Annotated in this window: 23 protein-coding genes; 12 read left to right on the forward strand and 11 right to left on the reverse strand. The window is 54.2% G+C overall.

Translation table 11 applies throughout. The features are described from left to right. Window positions 1–8: 8 nt before the first annotated feature. Window positions 9–911: an AbiTii domain-containing protein gene (locus ABXG94_RS01355; RefSeq protein WP_353531855.1), complete on the reverse strand. Its 903-nt coding sequence runs from the start codon at window positions 909–911 to the stop codon at window positions 9–11. Then, a complete protein-coding gene (parE, locus tag ABXG94_RS01360; RefSeq protein WP_353531856.1) occupies window positions 904–2,862 on the reverse strand; it encodes a DNA topoisomerase IV subunit B in 1,959 nt (652 codons plus the stop codon). The genes ABXG94_RS01355 and parE overlap by 8 nt, the downstream gene beginning before the upstream one ends. Before the next feature lie 241 nt (window positions 2,863–3,103). Between parE and ABXG94_RS01365 the strand changes: the two genes are divergently transcribed. The 3 genes from ABXG94_RS01365 to ppk2 all read left to right on the forward strand — a co-directional run bounded on the left by ABXG94_RS01365 (window position 3,104) and on the right by ppk2 (window position 6,668). After that, window positions 3,104–4,084 carry a hypothetical protein gene (locus ABXG94_RS01365; protein WP_353531857.1) on the forward strand — a complete coding sequence of 327 codons (981 nt, stop codon included), beginning with the start codon at window positions 3,104–3,106 and terminating at the stop codon, window positions 4,082–4,084. A 117-nt stretch (window positions 4,085–4,201) separates the two neighbouring features. Continuing rightward, a complete protein-coding gene (locus ABXG94_RS01370) occupies window positions 4,202–5,623 on the forward strand; it encodes a pyridoxal phosphate-dependent decarboxylase family protein (protein ID WP_353531858.1) in 1,422 nt (473 codons plus the stop codon). 94 nt (window positions 5,624–5,717) lie between these two features. After that, window positions 5,718–6,668 (forward strand): polyphosphate kinase 2, encoded by a 951-nt coding sequence (gene ppk2 / locus ABXG94_RS01375; protein ID WP_353531859.1) that lies wholly within the window; start codon window positions 5,718–5,720, stop codon window positions 6,666–6,668. 7 nt (window positions 6,669–6,675) lie between these two features. Here the strand turns inward: ppk2 and ABXG94_RS01380 are convergent, their stop codons facing one another. Then, window positions 6,676–7,329: a TIGR02453 family protein gene (locus tag ABXG94_RS01380; protein ID WP_353531860.1), complete on the reverse strand. Its 654-nt coding sequence runs from the start codon at window positions 7,327–7,329 to the stop codon at window positions 6,676–6,678. 148 nt (window positions 7,330–7,477) lie between these two features. Between ABXG94_RS01380 and ABXG94_RS01385 the strand changes: the two genes are divergently transcribed. Beyond that, window positions 7,478–8,824, forward strand: a complete 1,347-nt coding sequence (locus tag ABXG94_RS01385) for an MATE family efflux transporter (RefSeq protein ID WP_353531861.1) — start codon at window positions 7,478–7,480, stop codon at window positions 8,822–8,824. A gap of 28 nt (window positions 8,825–8,852) precedes the next feature. Here ABXG94_RS01385 and ABXG94_RS01390 read toward each other — a convergent pair whose 3' ends face one another. Both ABXG94_RS01390 and ABXG94_RS01395 read right to left on the reverse strand, forming a co-directional pair. Continuing rightward, window positions 8,853–9,266, reverse strand: coding sequence for a hypothetical protein (locus ABXG94_RS01390; protein ID WP_353531862.1), 414 nt, complete (start codon window positions 9,264–9,266; stop codon window positions 8,853–8,855). A gap of 32 nt (window positions 9,267–9,298) precedes the next feature. Beyond that, the gene (locus ABXG94_RS01395) at window positions 9,299–10,501 is read right to left on the reverse strand and encodes a pyridoxal phosphate-dependent aminotransferase (RefSeq protein WP_353531863.1); all 1,203 of its coding nucleotides are present in this window, start codon (window positions 10,499–10,501) and stop codon (window positions 9,299–9,301) included. Between the two features lie 83 nt (window positions 10,502–10,584). Between ABXG94_RS01395 and ABXG94_RS01400 the strand changes: the two genes are divergently transcribed. The 3 genes from ABXG94_RS01400 (at window position 10,585) to ABXG94_RS01410 (ending at window position 11,838) form a co-directional block, all read left to right on the forward strand. Further along, complete coding sequence (locus ABXG94_RS01400; protein WP_353531864.1) at window positions 10,585–10,989, forward strand: helix-turn-helix domain-containing protein; 405 nt, start codon at window positions 10,585–10,587, stop codon at window positions 10,987–10,989. Window positions 10,990–10,991: 2 nt separating this feature from the next. Then, the gene (locus ABXG94_RS01405) at window positions 10,992–11,255 is read left to right on the forward strand and encodes an FAD assembly factor SdhE (protein WP_353531865.1); all 264 of its coding nucleotides are present in this window, start codon (window positions 10,992–10,994) and stop codon (window positions 11,253–11,255) included. Window positions 11,256–11,340: 85 nt separating this feature from the next. Further along, window positions 11,341–11,838 carry a MarR family winged helix-turn-helix transcriptional regulator gene (locus ABXG94_RS01410; protein WP_353531866.1) on the forward strand — a complete coding sequence of 166 codons (498 nt, stop codon included), beginning with the start codon at window positions 11,341–11,343 and terminating at the stop codon, window positions 11,836–11,838. A 20-nt stretch (window positions 11,839–11,858) separates the two neighbouring features. Here the strand turns inward: ABXG94_RS01410 and ABXG94_RS01415 are convergent, their stop codons facing one another. Beyond that, entirely contained in the window at window positions 11,859–12,287 is a 429-nt protein-coding gene (locus ABXG94_RS01415) for a VOC family protein (RefSeq protein ID WP_353531867.1), read from the reverse strand. Between the two features lie 222 nt (window positions 12,288–12,509). Between ABXG94_RS01415 and ABXG94_RS01420 the strand changes: the two genes are divergently transcribed. The 3 genes from ABXG94_RS01420 (at window position 12,510) to ABXG94_RS01430 (ending at window position 14,324) form a co-directional block, all read left to right on the forward strand. Next, a complete protein-coding gene (locus ABXG94_RS01420; protein ID WP_353531868.1) occupies window positions 12,510–13,343 on the forward strand; it encodes a thymidylate synthase in 834 nt (277 codons plus the stop codon). Next, window positions 13,344–13,826, forward strand: coding sequence for a dihydrofolate reductase (locus ABXG94_RS01425; RefSeq protein WP_353531869.1), 483 nt, complete (start codon window positions 13,344–13,346; stop codon window positions 13,824–13,826). A gap of 153 nt (window positions 13,827–13,979) precedes the next feature. Beyond that, the gene (locus tag ABXG94_RS01430) at window positions 13,980–14,324 is read left to right on the forward strand and encodes a hypothetical protein (protein WP_353531870.1); all 345 of its coding nucleotides are present in this window, start codon (window positions 13,980–13,982) and stop codon (window positions 14,322–14,324) included. 59 nt (window positions 14,325–14,383) lie between these two features. Here the strand turns inward: ABXG94_RS01430 and ABXG94_RS01435 are convergent, their stop codons facing one another. Continuing rightward, the gene (locus ABXG94_RS01435; RefSeq protein ID WP_353531871.1) at window positions 14,384–14,590 is read right to left on the reverse strand and encodes a cold-shock protein; all 207 of its coding nucleotides are present in this window, start codon (window positions 14,588–14,590) and stop codon (window positions 14,384–14,386) included. 202 nt (window positions 14,591–14,792) lie between these two features. Here ABXG94_RS01435 and ABXG94_RS01440 point away from each other — a divergent pair, with 202 nt between their 5' ends. Both ABXG94_RS01440 and ABXG94_RS01445 read left to right on the forward strand, forming a co-directional pair. Beyond that, a complete protein-coding gene (locus ABXG94_RS01440; protein ID WP_353531872.1) occupies window positions 14,793–15,104 on the forward strand; it encodes an ArsC/Spx/MgsR family protein in 312 nt (103 codons plus the stop codon). 42 nt (window positions 15,105–15,146) lie between these two features. Beyond that, entirely contained in the window at window positions 15,147–15,515 is a 369-nt protein-coding gene (locus tag ABXG94_RS01445; RefSeq protein ID WP_353531873.1) for a hypothetical protein, read from the forward strand. A 15-nt stretch (window positions 15,516–15,530) separates the two neighbouring features. Here the strand turns inward: ABXG94_RS01445 and ABXG94_RS01450 are convergent, their stop codons facing one another. From ABXG94_RS01450 to ABXG94_RS01465, 4 genes are all read right to left on the reverse strand, one after another. After that, window positions 15,531–16,085, reverse strand: a complete 555-nt coding sequence (locus ABXG94_RS01450) for a DoxX family protein (protein WP_353531874.1) — start codon at window positions 16,083–16,085, stop codon at window positions 15,531–15,533. After that, window positions 16,082–16,855, reverse strand: coding sequence for an HvfC/BufC family peptide modification chaperone (locus ABXG94_RS01455; RefSeq protein WP_353531875.1), 774 nt, complete (start codon window positions 16,853–16,855; stop codon window positions 16,082–16,084). Before ABXG94_RS01455 ends, ABXG94_RS01450 begins: the two co-directional genes overlap by 4 nt. After that, window positions 16,852–17,712 carry an MNIO family bufferin maturase gene (gene bufB / locus ABXG94_RS01460; RefSeq protein WP_353531876.1) on the reverse strand — a complete coding sequence of 287 codons (861 nt, stop codon included), beginning with the start codon at window positions 17,710–17,712 and terminating at the stop codon, window positions 16,852–16,854. Before bufB ends, ABXG94_RS01455 begins: the two co-directional genes overlap by 4 nt. 79 nt (window positions 17,713–17,791) lie before the next feature. Further along, the gene (locus ABXG94_RS01465) at window positions 17,792–18,097 is read right to left on the reverse strand and encodes a BufA1 family periplasmic bufferin-type metallophore (protein ID WP_353531877.1); all 306 of its coding nucleotides are present in this window, start codon (window positions 18,095–18,097) and stop codon (window positions 17,792–17,794) included. Between the last annotated feature and the right edge of the window lie 191 nt (window positions 18,098–18,288).

Here is an 18,288-nt window from a genome sequence, read left to right on the forward strand (position 1 = left end):
GCGTGCCTTTACACTAACGATGCAATCATTTGAATAATTCCTTGGGCTGCCAAGTTGCCGGACGCTCCTTCAGCAATTGTTTTCAAGCTATTTAGATGACTTCTTTTTTCTCCTTCTGTTTTGGCACTTTCGATTGCTATTAGCTCATCGAAAGCCGCACGCTTTATGGTACTTGGCAACAGGGAAGTAGCCTCTTTTGATTGCGACAGAAAGTCGGCTAATCGCTCTTGGTCGATTACTTGGTTTCCTGAGGACTCGATGGTCACGGTATTCTTGGCATTACCAAGGTTATCGCCAATTGTGCCGATATTTTGAGCAATGATGGTTTGCGTCACATCTGACGCCTTTTGCTGTTCTTCTTTATTAAAGGTCATGCCTTCACCAAGTATTCCATTACTCTCCAATTCTAAAGCCCAATTCAAAACTAATGAAGTAACTTGGCTGAGTGCATTTTGAATACTCGAAGTTGGAAGCTTTAAAATAGGCTCTAGATCAATGTCCATCATTTCCATGATAATTTTTTTGTGCTTCCCGGACATTCGGTATTGGAGATCACCGTTTGCGCTATTTCGTGCTAGGAGTTTTTGTAGTGTACCAACACCACCATTAACAGGCGTCCTGGTAACCAACTCTTCAGTTCTGCTATCTTGGATAATGATCGGTATGAAGCCGTTATAAGGGTTCCACGCTTTAAGTTCGCCGTGAAGTCTTCTGTATCTTGGAAGTTCGTTGAACACGCAATCATAACCATCGAGTTCATGATCAATCCAACTGATTGCTTTTGGTTGCAATAACTTGACGGCCGCGACCTTTGCTTTCCGTAGGAGGCTTTCAATGTCGACGTTTTCTGCCATCGCGGCAGTTTGAATTTCAAGAACTAAACTTGATGATTTTGATTGGCTCCTAAACATCCAACTCCACCGCAAACCGCGCGTTCTCCTGAATATACTCAAACCGCTTCTCTGGTTTTTTGCCCATCAGGCGCTCTACTAGGTCACCGGTTTCGCCGGGTTCGTCTTCGTCGATGGTGACGCGAATAAGTTTGCGCGAGCTTGGGTCCATGGTGGTTTCTTTGAGGTCTTTTGCGTCCATTTCACCAAGACCCTTAAAGCGGGAGACGTCGATCTTGCCTTTGCCGCCAAGGCCTTTTTCCAACAGGTCATCGCGTTCGGCTTCGTCGACGCAATAGACCCGGCGCGCGCCCTGGGTAAGGCGGAAGAGCGGTGGGCAGGCGAGATAGAGGTGACCCTGGTCGATCATCGGGCGCATTTGGGTGAAGAAGAAGGTCATCAAAAGGGCCGCAATATGGGCCCCGTCGACATCAGCGTCGGTCATGATGATGATCTTGTCATAGCGCAGATCGTCGGGGTTAAAACGGGTGCCAAGACCCACCCCAAGCGCCTGGGTCAGGTCGCTGATTTCGGCATTGGTGCCCAGTTTGTTTGAGGCGGCGCCAAGCACGTTGAGGATTTTGCCGCGCAGGGGCAGCAGGGCCTGATTTTTGCGGTTGCGGGCCATTTTGGCAGAGCCGCCCGCAGAGTCACCCTCGACGATGAAAAGTTCGGTGCCCTCGCGGTTGGTGGCTGAACAGTCCACCAGCTTGCCGGGCAGGCGCAGTTTCTTGGTGGCGGTTTTGCGTTGGGTTTCTTTTTCCTGGCGTCGACGCAGGCGCTCTTCGGCGCGCAGCACCAGGAAATCGAGGATGGCTCCGGCGAATTTGTTGTTGGCGGCCAACCAGTTGTCAAAGTGATCGCGCACGGCGTTTTCGACCAGCCGCTGGGCCTCGACGGTGGCAAGGCGGTCTTTGGTCTGTCCGACAAATTCCGGTTCGCTGATAAAGCAGGAGACCAGCGCGCAGCCACCTGTTGCCAAATCGTCACGGGTGATTTGGGCGGCCTTCTTATTGTTGACCAATTCTCCGTAGGCTTTGATGCCCTTGAGGACGGCGGCCCAGAATCCGGACACATGGGTGCCTCCTTCGGGGGTGGGCACGGTGTTACAATAGGATTGGATGAAGCCGTCACGGGCCGGGGTCCAGTTGATGGCCCATTCGACTTTGCCGGGGACGTTAAAGCGTTCTTTGAAGTCGACGGTGCCCGCAAAGGGGTGCTCGGCATAGGTGGTGGAGCCGTTGAGGGATTCGTTGAGATAGTCGGCCAAGCCCCCTGGGAAGTGGAAGGTGGCTTCGGTGGGGGTTTCGCCGTCGTCGATGGCGGATTTCCAGCGGATTTCGACGCCCGAGAACAGGTAGGCTTTGGAGCGGATCGATTTGAACAGGCGAGCGGGTTTGAACCGGTGCTTGCCAAAAATCTGCTCGTCGGCGTGGAAAGTGACCTGGGTGCCACGCCGGTTGGGGGCGGCTCCTATTTTTTCAACGGGGCCTTGGGGGATGCCGCGCGAGAAGCGTTGTTCAAAAACTTCTTTGTTTCGAGCGACTTGCACGACCATGCTGTCAGAAAGCGCGTTGACGACCGAGGCCCCAACCCCGTGCAGACCGCCAGATGTTTGATAGGCTTTGCCAGAGAATTTACCGCCGGCATGCAGGGTGCATAGAATGACCTCGAGCGCGGATTTATCGGGGAACTTTGGGTGCGGATCAATTGGGATTCCGCGGCCGTTGTCCCGGATGGTGACGGCGTAATCGGCGTGCAGCTCTACTTCGATGCGGTTTGCAAAGCCCGCCACGGCTTCGTCCATCGAGTTATCAAGCACTTCGGCGACCAGATGATGCAGGGCCCGTTCGTCGGTGCCGCCAATGTACATGCCCGGTCGCTTGCGCACGGGTTCGAGACCTTCGAGCACTTCAATAGAGGAGGCGTCATAGGATTTATCGTCTTCGGTGCTCGCGAGGAGATCGTTCATGGGCTGCTCTATTATCCTGTGTTTGACGCACAGTATTTCACTGCCTTGAGAGTAGGGCAATAGGCGGCTGACAATTCGGGAATTTCGTGAGTCGCTGCCGGTTTATGCAAAATGTGGCATTTTTGAGATACAGCCTAAAGTATAGCTTATTGTTTGTAATGATTTTTTTTGTTGCATTATGAGACTTTTGCCCGCAGGGTTGACCGAAAGATGGAATTACACCCTATGGGAGACTTGTGTCATGGTTTGGACTGACACGATGGGGTCCCTTGGCAATGTTCAGGGGCCGGCCGTTCGGGAAGCCGAACGAAAAGAAAAAGACAAGCAACGCAAGGCGATGGAGCGGTCCAACGCCAAAGACATTGCTGAGCTGGACAGCTATATCCATCACATCACAAGCTTGCACCATGAGACCATTGCCGGCATCGATTGGCCAGCTGTCGCCCGCCGTCCGGCCCCGGAAGCGCCGGAAGTCGATTTATCGAGATCAGAGCGGATTCGCACACAACTTGCTCATCACGAACCGGGATTTGTGCAATGGCTGCTGGGACGAGGCCGCCAGACCCGCGATGCTTTGGACAGAGCGCTGCATGTGGCCCGCCAGTTGGGGCACCGCGAGATTCTGGCTACGCTGACGCCTTATCAGCAAAGTTTTGAACAATGGGAGTTGGAGCAGGCCGCAGTCTATGGCGTGCACAACAAGGATGATGCGGCGATCTTGTCAGTGATCAGAGGCCATCAAACATTAACACGGCAGCATAAGCTGGCGCGGGGGTTGGGGATCTCGGTGTTTGAGGGGCAAATTCAGGCGGTTTTGAGTGTGCATGATCAAAGCATTGTTCCAGATTTCCAGTTTAAGTTTACCCCAAGCGGAAAGCTGACAGAGGTTAAGATGCCGCGGGAACGCCATATGGCGATTTATCGCGCCTATGTTGGCAGCGCGGCGCTGAAGGTGGCATCGGATTTATTTCGCACAATTCCGGTGAAGGAACTTGTGGTGACTTGTATTGCCCCCTTTATGGACGCTGGTACCGATGTAGAAGACGAACTGCCGGTGTTGTCGGTTGAGTTTGATCGGGATCGTATGATGATGTTGGATATGGCACGGACCGATCCTGTGGCCGGTTTGAAACTGTTCAAGGTGGCGGAAGCATTCCACCCGGTTCAGGGATTTGCACGCATTGTGCCGATTGTTGATATCCCTGTGCGTATGGCGATTTAGCCGGATTTCAAAAAACCAAACAGACGCGGCGCTTTCTCGCAATCCGGCGATTTGCAGGTGCGCTTTGGGCGTGGGTGGGGTAAATGGCGCGCAGAAACCTGTTTTGGAGCGCTTCGCATGTCTGAAAAATCTTTGGATCCGCAAGATTGGGATACGTTTCGTGCAGAGGCGCAAGCGCTGTTAGATCACTGTATTGATCAAATGCAACAAGCGGGCGAGCGGCCCTGGCGCCCTATGCCCGAAGATTTGCAGGCGCAATACAGCATTGGCCAAGGTGGTGATGTGATGGCGCGGCTGCGCAGGGACGTCCTGCCGTATCATGCGGGCAACACGCATCCAAAGTATTGGGGCTGGGTGCAAGGGTCAGGTCTGGCGACGGATGTGACGGCTGGGATGGTGACCGCAGTGATGAATTCAAACTGTGGTGGGCGCAATCATGGTGCCAATTACATGGAACGCGCGGTCATTGATTGGACCCGCCAAAAGATGGGCATGCCCGATACCGCGTCGGGGGTCTTGGTGACAGGCACATCGCAGGCCACAGTTCTGGGTTTTGCGGCGGCGCGTTTGCGCGCCCTGGGGGCTGAGGTGCGCAAGACCGGGCATGGCGAGGTGCAATTGACCTGCTATGCGGGGCAGGGCGTGCACAATGCGACGCGCAAGGCCATGGAGCTGTTGGGCATTGGGTCAGATAACATTCGCCGGGTGCCTTTGGTGGACGGTCAGATGGATGTGGCGGCACTGCGGGCTTTGGTTGCGGAGGATCGTGCGGCTGGTGCAAGGCCCTTTTTGGTGGTGGGCACGGCGGGCTCTGTGGATTTTGGCCTGTTTGACGATTTTAATGCGCTGGCTGACTTCACCGAAGAAGAGGGGCTTTGGCTGCATGTGGACGGGGCGTTTGGTGCCTGGACCCGGTTGGCAGAACCACCGTATCGCGGCCTGAGCGATGGGATTGGGCGCGCGGATTCCATCGCGTTGGATTTTCACAAGTGGATGTATGTGGGCTATGATTGCGGGCTGGTGTTGATCCGCGACGAGGCAGAACAGCGGGCGGCGTTTGCGGCGCGGCCTGTGTATTTGCGGGGCAAGTCGCGGGGCGTGGCGAGCGGCGATCCGTGGTTTTGCGATTACGGCGTGGATTTGTCGCGTGGCAATCGGGCGTTGAAGGTCTGGTTGGCGCTGGAGACCTATGGTGAAGCGGCGTTTTCTGCGGCGATCACCCACAACTGTGAATTGGCCAAGGTTATGGCGGCGGAAGTGCTGGGCGCGGATCATATGGCTTTGGCCATGCCGCCCGTGTCAAATGTGTGCGTGTTCACCGCGCGGGCTGATCTGAACGCAGCGGCGCAATCAGAGCTGAACACGCGCATTGCGCTGGATTTGCAGGAAAGCGGCGATGCAGTGTTTTCCACAACCATGGTGGGCGAGGTGGAAATGCTGCGGGCGGCCATTGTGAACCACCGGTCGACCAAGGCAGATATTGTCAGTGCAGTGGCGGCAGTGGCCGCACGGGCATCGGTTTTGAGCGCCGCTGAATAGCGCCGAAGATTGGCATTTCATTGAGGTGAATCAAAGCTGTGATGGCCTTGGGCTGTTAGGATGTGGGCGTTCAATCAGACCGAAGGAAACGCCTATGACATCCAAAGATACTCAGCCCGTTCAACCGGCCAAAAATGCACCTGACGCTGCCAAGAATTCGGTTGCCGTTAAGCCAATAGAAAACGGTGAAGCAGACGGCATGCGTCAGGCTTTTGAGGCCGGGCAGTACCCCTATGCAGAGCGATTGTCGCGCAAGGATTACGAAAAGCAAAAGGCCAAGTTGCAGGCGGAACTTTTGAAGGTGCAGCATTGGGCGCAAGAGACAGGGCAGAAGTTTGTCATGCTGTTTGAAGGGCGTGATGCGGCGGGTAAGGGCGGCACCATCAAGCGGTTCACCGAGCATTTGAACCCAAGGTCAGCGCGGGTTGTGGCCTTGAACAAGCCGACAGACGAAGAACGCGGGCAGTGGTATTTTCAACGCTACGTGGATCATTTGCCCACCTCTGGTGAAATGGTGCTGTATGACCGCAGCTGGTACAATCGCGCCGGCGTAGAGCGGGTGATGGGGTTTTGTGAGCCATCAGAGTATCTGGAGTTCATGCGCCAGACGCCGGATTTAGAACGGATGTTGGTGCGTTCGGGTATTCGGCTGTATAAATACTGGTTTTCAGTCACCCAAGATGAACAAAAAGCGCGGTTTGCCAGCCGGGCAACGGACCCTTTGAAACAGTGGAAACTTAGTCCGATTGATAAGGCGTCTTTGGACAAATGGGATGATTATACCGAGGCCAAAGAGGCGATGTTTTTCTATACGGATACGGCAGATGCGCCCTGGACGGTGATCAAATCCAACGACAAGAAACGCGCGCGGCTTAATTGTATGCGTCATTTCCTGAGTTCTTTGGATTATCCGGGCAAAGATGCGTCTATCGCAGAAGCGCCCGATCCGTTGATCGTGTCAGCGGCCAATCATGTTGTGCATCAATCAGATCATATTCTGGGCACTGCTTTGCATCCAGACGCGCGCCGGGCGAATGGCGGGTGATGGGCAGCTAGAGCAGGGATTTTAGCTTTGTCATCAACGGAGTTAAACGTTGAAAAACCGTGGCAAGCGCCGCGGTTGGCGCGCCTAGCTCTGCGGTGTCAAAATCCTGCCATGCTGACAGGCTTTTGCGCCGCAAAAGGGCCGCTTGGGGGTGATCTTTGGCATAGGGGGCGGGTACGCGTTTGAGTTCGGGCTCTGCGATGCGAAATCCCTGAGACGCCAGATCATCCATCAGCGTGTCAAAACCCTGTCCGGCGGGGCCATCCACGGCGGCGCGCCAATCCAGCAGGGTTTGTTTTTCAAACCCCATCAGGCCGCCACCAATAGAGATGTAATCCAGCCCAATTCCAAAGAACCATCCCAAAGGCTGACGCCCGCCGGTGTCTGTTGTCCAGAGCATATGCAGATGCAGGTGATAGGGTGTTTTGTCCTTGGAAAACCGCACGTCACGGTGCGGGCGAAACAGCTTGGTTTTCACAGGGTCGCCAGTGATTTTCCCAAGGTCGTAAGCGGCTTGGTCGAGCAGCAATTCAGCTGGGCGCTTGAGGTTGCTGTCGTAGCGGTCTTTGTGGTCGAGAAACCAATCCCGATTGTTGTTTTTTTCCAGCGCTTTAAGGAAGGCACGCGTCTCGGGGATCAATTGGGAAAAGGCATCTGACATATTGGCGCTCCGGTGGTTTTGCCCAGAGTGCCTTGTTGTGGTTCAGAGGTCTAGGGTTGGGCGTTTTCAAGTTGCCTGAAATCTAGGCATTTGTGGCTTGCCAAGGGGAGGTAAGCTTCCTAATCCTTACCGTATGATAAAAACTCAGATGACATATGGCGGGCATATGCGCGCGTTGCTGACGCTTGGGCTGCCGCTGATTGGTGGTCATGTGGCGCAATTTGCAATTGGCCTGACCGATACCATCATGCTGGGGTGGTATTCGATTGATGCATTGGCCGCCGTTGTGCTGGGCAGTACCTTGTTTTTTGTGACTTTTATTCTGGGGTCGGGCTTTGGCATTGCAGTGATGCCGATGGTCGCGGAAGCGGATGCACAAGGCGACGAACGCGCGATCCGGCGCATTGCGCGTATGGGCCTGTGGTTGTCTGCGCTCTATGCCATCGCTTTGTTGCCGTTGTTTTGGTTTTCAGGGCCGGTGCTCGTGGCGATTGGTCAGGACCCAGAGCTGGCCGCTGAGGCGCAGATTTATCTGCGAGTTATGGGAATAGGCCTGTTGCCAGCATTGCTGGTCATGGTGCTGAAAAGCTATTTGGCCGCGCTGGAGCACACGCGCATTGTGTTTTGGATCACCGTGGCGGCGGCACTGGTCAATGGGGTGGTGAATTACGCCTTAATTTTTGGCAATTGGGGTGCGCCCGAAATGGGTATTTTGGGGGCTGCGATTGCCTCTTTGGTGGTGCAGGTTGTGTCGATCATCGGCGTGGTGATTTATGCCCGCCGTGCCTTGCCAGAGCACGCGTTGTTTGCCCGTATCTGGCGGCCTGATGGCGAGATTTTAAAGGCGGTTTTCCGCGTCGGCATGCCGATTGGCATGACCAATTTGGCCGAGGTGGGTCTATTTGCCGCCAGCACAACCATGATGGGCTGGCTGGGAAAAATTCCGCTTGCGGCGCATGGGATTGCGCTGAACTTGGCCGGGCTGGCCTTTATGCTGCATTTGGGTCTGAGCAACGCCGCCACGGTGCGGGCTGGCAATGCGTTGGGACGTAAGGATCCAGATCATTTGGCGCGCGGAGCAATCACGGCAATTGGTGTAAGTCTGGCCATGGCGGTCTGTGCTGTTTTGGTTTTTGTTAGCATCCCAGAAGCCCTGGTTGGGGCTTTTGTTGACGGTGCCGATCCGGATTTTGAAGCCATTGTTTCGACAGGGGTTGCCCTTTTGATGGTGGCGGCGCTGTTTCAGTTTGTCGATGGGGCACAGGCGCTGGCGCTTGGGCTGTTGCGTGGTGTGATGGACACGCGCAAACCAATGATCATAGCGGTCTTTAGCTATTGGGCTGTGGGCATGTCGTGCAGCTATGTGTTGGGCTTTGTATTGGGCTGGGGCGGTGTTGGTGTCTGGCTTGGCTTGGTGGTTGGCTTATGCGTTGCTGCGGTTTTACTCATGAACCGATTTTGGCGCGGCAAACTTATTGAGCTGCGCGCCGGGTGAGCAAGCCAACTCGGGCCGCTGCCTAGGGCTACTTTGTGTCGTTTTCACCCATCAATCGTTCAGCGCGTTTGCGCACCAAGACGCTGCGCAGATCATGCATGGCCATCAGCAATGCGTCGGTGACGCTTTCAAGTTGATGATCATTGGCCTGTGTTTGCGCCCAATGGGCCGTCAGGTTCATGTGATCGACCGCGCGGGCGATATCGTCAAACCGTCGCCAATCCAGGGTTTCTGTACGATCCGCAATCCAGGTTTTGATCGCGGCACGGTCCTCTGGTGTGAGCGTGCGGTCGCCTTGGGGGCGGATTTCGCCGGTGCGCATGATGACAACAGCGATCTGGTCCATTTCCAGACGGCGGTGACGATTAGAGCTGTCGACCTTAAAGACCGACGCTCCGGTGTCACGGACGCGAAAGAAATACTCGGGCAGATCGCTGTTCATAGGTGCCTCTTGGTTGCCGTTCTGGGCGCTTGTTATGTCAGGGACGCGCAGAAATTCTGAATGCGGGTGCAGGCCTCTTTCAGTGCCGCGTCAGATGTAGCGTAGCTGACTCGGAAATTTGGCGAAAGCCCAAAGGCTGCGCCAAAAACCACGGCGACGTCTTTTTCCTTGAGCAGCGCGGTTGCGAAGGTTTGGTCATTGTCGATCTTGGTGCCCGCCGGGGTGGTTTTGCCGATCAGCCCAGCAATTGATGGGTAAACGTAAAAGGCCCCTTCGGGCTTGGGGCAGGTGATGCCGTCGATGGCATTTAACATTTCAACCGCCATATCGCGACGACGCACGAATTTTTCATTATTTGGCGCGATGAAATCCTGGGTGCCATTCAGGGCCTCGACGGCGGCCCATTGGCTGACCGAGCACGGGTTTGACGTCGACTGGCTTTGGATTTTGCGCATGGCGGCAATCAGATGCTCTGGACCCGCCGCATAGCCAATGCGCCAACCCGTCATCGCATAGGCCTTGGAGACGCCGTTGCAGGTCAGGGTGCGCTCGTAAAGCTGCGGTTCGACCTCGGCCGGGGTGCAGAATTCAAAATCGTCATAGGCCAAGAGTTCATACATATCGTCGGTCATGACCCAGACATGTGGATGACGCAGCAAGACATCGGTCAGCGCCTTGAGTTCATCCCGGCTGTAGCCCGCCCCAGAGGGATTGGAGGGGCTGTTAAAGATGAACCATTTGGTTTTTGGGGTGATCGCGGCTTCGAGCTGATCGGCGGTGAGTTTGAAGTTGGCCTCAAGACTGGCCTCGGCAATCACCGGCGTGCCGCCCGCCAGCAAAACCATATCGGGATAGCTGACCCAATAGGGGGCGGGAATGATGACTTCGTCGCCGTCATTCAAGGTGGCCATCAGCGCGTTATACAGCGTTTGTTTGCCTCCTGTACCAACGGAAACCTGTTTCACTGTGTAGTCCAAGCCATTGTCGCGCTTTAGTTTATCGCAAATCGCTTGCTTAAGTTCTGGAATGCCATCAGGTGCCGTATAGCGGGTTTTGCCCGCATCAATTGCAGCCTTTGCGGCATTGCGGATGTTTTCGGGCGTGTCAAAGTCAGGCTCGCCTGCAGACAGGCCGATAATATCGCGTCCAGCAGCTTTTAGCTCTGCGGCTTTGGCCGTCATGGCGATGGTCGGAGAGGGTTTGACGCGCGACAAGTTGGTGGCAAGGAAAGACATTGAGAGCCTCGTTTGTGTTCATGACTTGCATGTCTTAGGGTGCGCGTGACTTTGGATCAAGCGGCAAGACCGCGGAGGCGTTTATGAGTGAAGAGCTGTCAGGCACAGAGACCACGGAGACAGATTGGTATGCGCAGGATGTCGCGACTTTTGGGGATCGCTTACAAGCTGCCCGCGAGCATGTGAGCATGTCGCAAGCCCTGTTGGCCAAACGCATCGGCGTAAAGAAAATCACTTATTGCGCCTGGGAGCAGGATCAAAGCGAACCGCGCGCCAATAAATTGCAAATGCTGTCGGGCCTTTTGGGCGTGTCGATGCGTTGGCTTTTGACCGGTGAGGGCCAAGACTTGGGCGCGCCTGATGTCAAACCAGAAGCGCAATCCAAACTTGAAATTTTGGCAGAAATTCGCGATGTGCGCATGCAGCTTAAGGTGGCGTCAGACCAATTGGCGCGGCTTGAAAAAGTATTGCGCCTAGAGGACAGTTGAACATGCAAGAAACCTATGAAAATCGGCTGAAGCGGATGCAAATGCGCTCGATGCGCCGGGGCATCAAAGAAATGGACATTATCCTGAACCGCTATGCGCAGGAAAAGCTGGCCGCGATGAGCACATCAGAGCTGGATCACTATGATGCATTATTGAACGAAAACGATCAGGATCTTTACCAATGGGTCAGTGGTCAGGCGGCAGCACCAGCGCTGTTTGGCGCGCTGATTGCGGATATCGCCTCGACTGCACTTGCGGCAAAGTAGGTGGTATTTTACCTAATTGGCCTGACTTAACGGATTTTTGGCGATTTTAGCGCAGTTTTTGTCTGAGTTTTAGACGGAGACTGTAATGAGCATACATACATCCTTGGACATGACCGCCGATCGTGGCTTTATGTCTGGCTATCTTGATACGCTGGCTTTGGTTGAGCGGTTACATCGGCTGTTGTTGGACGTCATCAAGGATGAGTTCGAGCGGGTTGGCGTTTTAGAAATCAACGCGGTGCAGGCGCTGCTGTTATTTAATATTGGCGACAACGAGGTGACGGCCGGCGAATTGAAATCGCGCGGTTATTATCAGGGCAGCAATGTTAGCTATAATCTGAAAAAGCTGGTTGAAACCGGCTATATGCACCATGAAAGATGTGAAATTGACCGCCGCTCTGTGCGGGTGCGCCTGACCCCCAAGGGTCGCGGTATTCGCGATGTGATTTCGACGCTGTTTGAAAACCATGCCGAAGGGTTGATGTCCAAAGGCGTGTTGGGACCGGATGGATTGGAAGATATCACCGCATCGTTGCGGCGTGTCGAACGGTATTGGAGTGACCAGATCCGCTATATCTATTGACGGATCTGGTCTGCGTTTGCTTACCAGTGGCCGGTGTTTTCCATGCTGACCCAAGGTTCGGCCGGGGGCAGGGCATCACCCATTTGCAAAAGTTCCACCGAGATATTGTCGGGAGAGCGCACAAAGGCCATGTGACCGTCGCGTGGGGGGCGGTTGATTGTGACCCCGTTGGCCTGCAATAACGCGCAGAGATCATAGATGTTTTCCACCGCGTAGGCCAAATGACCAAAATGACGGCTGTCGCTTGGTAGGCCTTCGTCACCGTCCCAATTGTGGGTTAGTTCGACTGGGCAGTCTTCTTGCCCCGGCGCGGCCATGAATATCAGGGAAAACCGCCCCTTTTCAAAGTCGGATCGGCGCGTGACTTTTAGGCCCAAAAGCTCAAAAAACGCGATGGATTTGTCCAGGTCAGCGACCCGCACCATGGTATGGAGATATTTGATTTGCATGCTGTGCTCCTTGCTTGGGGGTATCTTAGGCCCTGGAGGGACATTGTCGAGGCTGGATACCTAGCTTTGTCTTGAAGAAGGGTGGCAGCCGAGAGCAAGTGATCAGATCATCTGGTGGGCCAGAATTAGTACACAGCTAGATCTAGCGATTTCGGATGTGATCCTGTATCACGTGAGTCACCTTGCAAATCTGTGCCTTGGCACCCAAAAGCGGAGACGGCGGTGAAACAATATCACGAGGCGTTGCAGACAATTCTGGACCATGGGGTCACCACTTCGGATCGCACGGGAACCGGAACAACATCGTATTTTGGCATGCAGATGCGCTATCCATTGGCCGATGGGTTTCCTTTGGTCACCACCAAAAAACTGCATCTGAAATCGATCATCCACGAATTGCTTTGGTTTCTAAGTGGCGACACGAATATCCGCTATTTGCAAGAAAACGGGGTGCGAATCTGGGACGAATGGGCTGATGAAAATGGCGATTTAGGCCCGGTTTATGGCCATCAGTGGCGCCGGTTTCCGGCTTTGGAACCGGTGGATGCACCCGAAGGTGAAGAGCAACTGTATCGCAAGAAAACCGTCGATCAGATCGAGGATCTGGTGCAGCTGATCAAAACGGCGCCAGACAGCCGCCGGATGATTGTGTCGGCTTGGAACCCGGCGGATGTGCCAAATATGGCGCTGCCGCCGTGTCACACGTTGTGGCAGGTCAAAGTGCTGGGTGGGAAACTGCATTTGCAGCTTTATCAACGATCAGCCGACATGTTTTTGGGCGTGCCGTTTAACATTGCCTCTTATGCGTTGTTGCAGGCGATGTTGGCGCATGTGACCGGATATGAAGCGGGTGATTTTGTGCACACGCTAGGGGATGCGCATATCTATTCAAACCATATGGAACAGGTGCAAACCCAATTGTCGCGCGCGCCAAAATCCCTGCCGCAGCTGCGTATCAACCGGGATGTGAAATCGATTTTTGACTTTAAGTTCGAGGATTTTGAAATTCTGAATTATGATCCTGATCCGGTGATCAAAGGCGCGGTGGCTGTGTAAATGATCAGTTTAATAGTCGCACGCGCGCGTAATGGGGCGATTGGCAAAGACAATGACATTCCTTGGCACGCGCCAGAAGACCTGCAGTTTTTCAAGCGGGAAACTCTGGGCGGGGCTATCATCATGGGGCGCAATACCTGGGAAAGTCTGCCGTTTAAGCCGCTGAAAAATAGATTGAATTTGGTTGTCTCGTCGCAGGGCGGTTGGGGCGATCATTGTTTTGGCTCGATCAACGAGGCGGTGGGTTGCGCCCAGGCCGAAGGCTATCAGCGCATCTATGGCATTGGCGGGGCAGGGATCTATGCCGCGATGCTTGAGATGGCGGATCGGCTTTTGGTGACCGAAGTGGATTTGGATATTGCGGATGCAGATACGTTCTTTCCGGATTTTGGGCCGCAAGATTGGCATTTGAACGCTAAAACGCCGTTGCGGGCGGCCGATCCCGGCTGTGTAATGCATGAATATTTGCGTCGTCGCCCCTAGGAGAGTGGTGTGGCGCGTGAAAATGTCACGCATTTCGATCAAAGTATTGAAAGGTGGCGGTTAAATTTGACTGATGTGCAAAATCAGGTAGGCTGCCTCGGTAAAAGACCACCTAATAATGACGAGCAGATTAAAAGAGAAAAGGTGTCATTCATGTTGAAGAAATCGCTGATTGCCGCGCTTTTGGTTGCGGTTGCCGCGCCTGCACACGCGACTTGCGTGATCTTTCCTTGTAAGATCAAAGAAGATCCAATTGTAGAGTTTATCCCCAAAGTGCCCCCGCAGATTGCGGCGGGATGCGCCTATCGTGCGTCAGCATCGCGGGATAATTTCTGCCCAGCGGGCCTGCAGCCCGTTCAATCCGGCGGCATGATCAGCTGCGGCGTGCCTGCCAAAGGTGAGATCTGTCACCAGCCAGTGCATAAGGTTGTGAAAAAGATGAAGCGCGCACGGGTGGTTTGCCCAGTAGGCGAAAAAGGATGCTATACCACCAACTAAGGTTAGTGGATTGCTGCTTTACAAAATGCGTCAGGGGCGTTTGCACGCCCCGCGCGATGTTATGTGAGTTTTAGATCACCGGCCATTTGACGACCGTCGCGGCCTTCGGACAGTTCAAATTCAACTTTTTGATTGTCTGCCAGGCCTGTCAGACCTGAACGTTCAACGGCAGAAATATGGACAAAAACATCTTTGCCGCCGTCATCTGGTGCAATAAAGCCGTAGCCTTTGGTTGTATTAAACCACTTTACGGTGCCACTTGGCATACCGTCTCTCCTTCTACTTCGATCAGTCAGCCCGCGCTGCGGGACGTGCCATCTTATCGAGCAATTCCAAGCGTTGATCTTGGTCAGGCCTTTGAAATAAAACGCCACAAAGGAATGATTGCACGGACGATGTAAAAATCAAGCAAAACAACTCAGAAAATTTTCAAGGTTGGACAATTCAACACAAAAACGGGAACGAACTATGCGTCTATTTGGGCTGAAAAACTGTGATACTTGCCGTAAGGCATTGAAAACACTTACCTCTGCAGAATTTGTTGATGTGCGCGCTGTGGGTGTTCCCAATGAGGTGATGTTGCAAGCTTTTGCTGCTTTTGGCGACAGTTTGTTAAACACGCGCTCGACAACTTGGCGGAATCTGAATGCAGAGCAGCGCAAAGTCGCGCCTTTGACATTGTTGGCAGAGCACCCAACTTTGATGAAACGCCCCCTGATCGAACATGAGGGGGAATTGTTCCTGGGTTGGACCCCCAAGGTGCAGGCGGCCCTTGGATAATGGATCTGGCTCTCATATGTGAAGAGGGCAAAGGAGAATAAGATGCGAAATGCAGCGCTTGTTTTGGGGATTATTGCCGGGGTTGTCGGCATGATGGTTGGCTTTTTCGGCTGGGCCTATACTGCGGCCATCGAGTCCTATGGCGCGTTGGATGGGATCGCTGAACAGGTAGAGAATATAGAATTGGTGCGCAGCACGGCTTTGATTGCGCCCTTGTTGGCCATCGCAGGCGGTGCAATGGCCAAAGCGCGCGCCCTTTGGGGTGGCGCGCTGTTATTGGTGTCTGCGCTCTGGATGTATGTCGGCTTTGGTTTCAACGTGTTTACGATGTTTCCAATCGCATTTGCCGGTTTGGCCGGGGTTTTGGCGATCGCCGCGGGCAAACCAGATGAACCCAAAGCCCATTTTTGAGGGCGCTTGCGTTGCTCAGTCTTGCGCGGTGTGACGGTTGGCCAGAACCCGATCAAGCGACAATGCACCGCCGCCTTTGACTGCCAAGACCAGCAATAGAAACACCCAAAAGGCCCGTTGGTCCAAGATGTGGGCGTCGGCGACCCGGTCAAACCATGCGCCAATGGTGTCAGAATCTGCCCCATGACCGTGGATATCTGTCAGCGATTGCACCACTACAAAGCCAATCATGCCAAGCGCGGCAAGGCGGGTGAACAGGCCAAGAATAATCGCGGCTGGCAACAGGAATTCTGCAATTGTGCCGCCAAAGACCACTGCCCAGTGAAACAGACCCAACTGGCTTGTGTCATAGCTGACGGCTTCGAGCACCTTCGGCCAAATCTGCGCATAAGCGCCTGTGCTGGGAACAAAAATGCCAAAAATCCCGTCACCCAGTTTGGTCAATCCAGAATTCCAAAAATAGAGCGCCAGAACAGCGGCAAACACAAAGCGCGCCAATGTTGGCAGCAGCCAGTCTTGTTTTTCGATACGGTCAAAAACGGATGCGTGGAGCGAGATGAGCGTGTTCATTGCGGGTCCTCGTTGTGAAGCGATATGATCGCGGCGTTGCTGAGCAAAAGACTGAGCACGGGACCTAGATCAAAGTTTTGGTTTTGTTTGGTTGCGCGTTCTGATGCGTGTTCGGCGGCTTGGCCCAATGTTTTGCCCTGAGCAAGAGCGCTGATAAAGTCGGCTCCGCCTGCGGGCAAGGCATGGGGTTCCGGGTCAAATTCGGGGCGTGTGATCAGGATGTCTTGGGCGCGGGCCTGGGGTTTTTGTTGATTTTCCAGCGTGTTAAAGAGCCAGATGTCATAAATTGGCCAGGGGGACTGCCGCAATTGCAGGGCAGGTGCCAAAGTGAACGTCAGCTTTTCAAGCTGGTCGGGCGCGACCTTTGTCAAAGCGTCGGGTGCAACGGGTTGGCTGTCAGCGGCGTGGTAGGACTGGCGCAGGGCCATCTCGACGTCGGCGACATCCCCAAGATAGCCCAGGTGTTTTACAGGTTCAAAACGGCGCAGAAAATCTGGGAAACTGGCCCCGTAGTGCATCATGAGCGGTGACTGTGGCGGGGACTGGCGCAAATAGATGCCGGCGATTGGTTTGAAATTTGCTTCGCCCAACAGCTTTGCGATTACAGGAAAGCCGGTTTCTAGTGCTTCGGTTAACGAAACCGCGACGTTGTTGCGGTAAACATTGAAACGGGCTCCGGCTGGGTTGTTGTGGCCATCCAGCAACCCGTCGGGAATATCTGTGGCGCTATCAAGCATGGCGGCGCGAAACTCTAGTTCTGAAACCATCATTGCGCTGGGACCTTGGATAAAGCGGACGCCGCGCGGTTTGCTTCGGCTGACAGCACTGGCCATTCCGGCACATCGGTGTCCCACTCGATCAGAATTGGGCGCGGGCCGGATAGGGCGAGCGTGTGGTCAAGCAAAGCCCAGACCGGATCGACAATTTCAGCGCCATGGCTGTCGATCAACAGGGGTTTTCCGTGGTCGTCGTGATCTTCGTCATGCCCGCCCAAGTGAATTTCCCCAACCTTATCAAGCGGGTAATCCTGGATGTAGGCGCGGGGGTCGTAGTCAAGATTAGTGGCAGATACAAAGACGTTGTTGACGTCCAGCAACAGGCCACAGCCCGTGCGGTTGGAAATTTCACGCAGGAAATCTGTTTCAGACCAAGTGCTTTCTGCAAATTTCAGGTAACTGGACGGGTTTTCCAGCATCATTTGGCGACCCAGCGTGTTTTGCACTTCGTCGATATGTGCGGCGACATGGGTCAGCGTGTCTTTGGTATAGGGCAGGGGGAGCAAGTCGTTGAAAAAGGCCCCGTCGTGGGTGGACCAGGCGAGGTGCTCTGAAAAAACGGTGGGGTTCAGCCAAGAGATAAGGTTTTTGAGGCGGGAAAGATGTTCTGGATCAAGCGGGCCTTGGCCGCCGATCGACAGGCCAACACCATGCACCGAAATGGGGAAACGTTCTGCGAGGTGTCGCAGTTGGGCGAGGGGACGGCCCCCCATTCCCATATAGTTTTCGGCGTGCACTTCGAGCCAGCCAACATGGCCGGGGTTTTCTAGGATGTCGTTGAAATGCTGGGGCTTATACCCAACTCCTGGTTTGTTTGGCAGAACCGTAAGGTTGTTTGGCGCATCAAACATAGGGCAGGCCTTTGGGATTACGTGTTAAGAAGAGGTTGGCCCCGCCAAGGGGGCGAGGCCAGAAAGCTTATCCTGCGGATTATGCTGGCAGGTCGCGGTCAAGCGCTTCCAAAGAGCCCATGCGTGCAGAACCATCGGCCATTGCTGGCAATTCCAGTGTTGCACATGTGCCTGAGTCTACCAAAGTCCAAGCGTTGCCTTGGTAATCTACTTTGGATGTGCCGGCGCATGTTGTGCCTGGGCCTGCTGCGCAATCATTTTTGCCAGCCAAAGAGACGCCGTAGCATTTTTCTTTGCCCATGGCAGAGGCAGAATGTGTTGTTGCTGCGGTTACTGCTGCTGCAACGGAAGCGGCGACGGCCAGAGTTTTTACGGTTTTAGACATTTTATATTTCCCTAAAAAGGTTTGAATTCCAGCCACTCGATGCGGCATGAAAACAACTTAGCCGGAAGCCTGCCTAAAGCTCCAATAACGCATTCGTGGGTCACGCGTGCGTTATAAGATGTCAGGAATGCCTTGAGTTAAACCCCTGTAAAATATGAAAAGCCGGACCCTAGGGCCCGGCTGATTTTGTG

Origin of the sequence: Cognatishimia sp. WU-CL00825 (assembly GCF_040364665.1) — a bacterium.
In the GTDB taxonomy this organism is placed as follows: domain Bacteria; phylum Pseudomonadota; class Alphaproteobacteria; order Rhodobacterales; family Rhodobacteraceae; genus Cognatishimia.

Excerpts from the sequence above, each read along its gene's own strand:
- ABXG94_RS01445 (WP_353531873.1), top strand. The coding sequence starts at position 15,147 with ATGCGAAATGCAGCGCTTGTTTTGGGGATTATTGCCGGGGTTGTCGGC.
- ABXG94_RS01400 (WP_353531864.1), top strand. The coding sequence starts at position 10,585 with ATGAGTGAAGAGCTGTCAGGCACAGAGACCACGGAGACAGATTGGTAT.
- ABXG94_RS01455 (WP_353531875.1), bottom strand. The coding sequence starts at position 16,855 with ATGATGGTTTCAGAACTAGAGTTTCGCGCCGCCATGCTTGATAGCGCC.
- ABXG94_RS01405 (WP_353531865.1), top strand. The coding sequence starts at position 10,992 with ATGCAAGAAACCTATGAAAATCGGCTGAAGCGGATGCAAATGCGCTCG.
- ABXG94_RS01425 (WP_353531869.1), top strand. The coding sequence starts at position 13,344 with ATGATCAGTTTAATAGTCGCACGCGCGCGTAATGGGGCGATTGGCAAA.
- ABXG94_RS01410 (WP_353531866.1), top strand. The coding sequence starts at position 11,341 with ATGAGCATACATACATCCTTGGACATGACCGCCGATCGTGGCTTTATG.
- parE (WP_353531856.1), bottom strand. The coding sequence starts at position 2,862 with ATGAACGATCTCCTCGCGAGCACCGAAGACGATAAATCCTATGACGCC.
- ABXG94_RS01430 (WP_353531870.1), top strand. The coding sequence starts at position 13,980 with ATGTTGAAGAAATCGCTGATTGCCGCGCTTTTGGTTGCGGTTGCCGCG.
- ABXG94_RS01385 (WP_353531861.1), top strand. The coding sequence starts at position 7,478 with ATGACATATGGCGGGCATATGCGCGCGTTGCTGACGCTTGGGCTGCCG.
- ABXG94_RS01355 (WP_353531855.1), bottom strand. The coding sequence starts at position 911 with ATGTTTAGGAGCCAATCAAAATCATCAAGTTTAGTTCTTGAAATTCAA.
- ABXG94_RS01395 (WP_353531863.1), bottom strand. The coding sequence starts at position 10,501 with ATGTCTTTCCTTGCCACCAACTTGTCGCGCGTCAAACCCTCTCCGACC.
- ABXG94_RS01370 (WP_353531858.1), top strand. The coding sequence starts at position 4,202 with ATGTCTGAAAAATCTTTGGATCCGCAAGATTGGGATACGTTTCGTGCA.
- ABXG94_RS01440 (WP_353531872.1), top strand. The coding sequence starts at position 14,793 with ATGCGTCTATTTGGGCTGAAAAACTGTGATACTTGCCGTAAGGCATTG.
- ABXG94_RS01415 (WP_353531867.1), bottom strand. The coding sequence starts at position 12,287 with ATGCAAATCAAATATCTCCATACCATGGTGCGGGTCGCTGACCTGGAC.
- ABXG94_RS01435 (WP_353531871.1), bottom strand. The coding sequence starts at position 14,590 with ATGCCAAGTGGCACCGTAAAGTGGTTTAATACAACCAAAGGCTACGGC.
- ABXG94_RS01390 (WP_353531862.1), bottom strand. The coding sequence starts at position 9,266 with ATGAACAGCGATCTGCCCGAGTATTTCTTTCGCGTCCGTGACACCGGA.
- bufB (WP_353531876.1), bottom strand. The coding sequence starts at position 17,712 with ATGTTTGATGCGCCAAACAACCTTACGGTTCTGCCAAACAAACCAGGA.
- ABXG94_RS01450 (WP_353531874.1), bottom strand. The coding sequence starts at position 16,085 with ATGAACACGCTCATCTCGCTCCACGCATCCGTTTTTGACCGTATCGAA.
- ABXG94_RS01380 (WP_353531860.1), bottom strand. The coding sequence starts at position 7,329 with ATGTCAGATGCCTTTTCCCAATTGATCCCCGAGACGCGTGCCTTCCTT.
- ABXG94_RS01465 (WP_353531877.1), bottom strand. The coding sequence starts at position 18,097 with ATGTCTAAAACCGTAAAAACTCTGGCCGTCGCCGCTTCCGTTGCAGCA.
- ppk2 (WP_353531859.1), top strand. The coding sequence starts at position 5,718 with ATGACATCCAAAGATACTCAGCCCGTTCAACCGGCCAAAAATGCACCT.
- ABXG94_RS01365 (WP_353531857.1), top strand. The coding sequence starts at position 3,104 with ATGGTTTGGACTGACACGATGGGGTCCCTTGGCAATGTTCAGGGGCCG.